The following is a 592-nucleotide window of genomic DNA, read 5'->3' as shown; positions in this document are numbered from 1 at the left end:
TAGGCCTAGGTAGTTGTTCGCACAAAAGTTCAGTACTTCTTCACCTGTCGAGATTTTAACAGCGGCTTGCTGTTGAGAGGTAATGATACGCTCTGCTTTGTAAAGACCTTCAGCCTTCACTTCTTCAATTTGCTGTTGAATCTGTTGGTAAAATGCAGAAGACATTCGCAATTCCTTCCTGGTTGTTTTGACGAGTTTTCACTCGTTTCGAATTTGGTTTAGCCTTTACGTGACGGGCGTCACAGGCCATCAGCTATCAATTAATTGTAGTGTAAAACAAGGAAAGGAAAACGATTATCCCTCAAGGTGGAAAAGCATTAATGAATTTGAGGAACAAATAACATCAATGCTTTTCTATGAGGTTGTATTGAAAGGAGTTATGACCAAGTAGGTTGGTTTAGAAGTTGCTCAAACTCCTTCGCTGGCACAGGGCGGCTATAGTGGAAACCTTGCCCGAACTCACAGTTTAGCTCGTTGAGATAATCCACATGGCGTTGCTCTTCGATACCTTCTGCGACAATTTTAAGACGCAAGGCTTTGGCCATAGCAATGATCACGTTGACCAGTTCACGATCAGAGTCGTTCTCAAACA

Annotated in this window: 1 protein-coding gene and 1 pseudogene; both read right to left on the bottom strand. The window is 42.6% G+C overall.

All coding sequences use genetic code 11. The features are described from left to right. Positions 1-165, bottom strand: a pseudogene (locus R7Q46_RS28635) (glycine C-acetyltransferase); the annotation flags it as partial. Between the two features lie 212 nt (positions 166-377). Next, the coding region (locus R7Q46_RS28630) for an EAL domain-containing protein (RefSeq protein ID WP_318078502.1) at positions 378-592 on the bottom strand (215 nt) is incomplete at its 5' end.

The sequence above is a fragment of the Vibrio sp. 811 genome (assembly GCF_033339195.1).
Note: the sequence above shows the minus strand (reverse complement) of the source record. Positions and strands in the feature narration are given on the sequence as shown.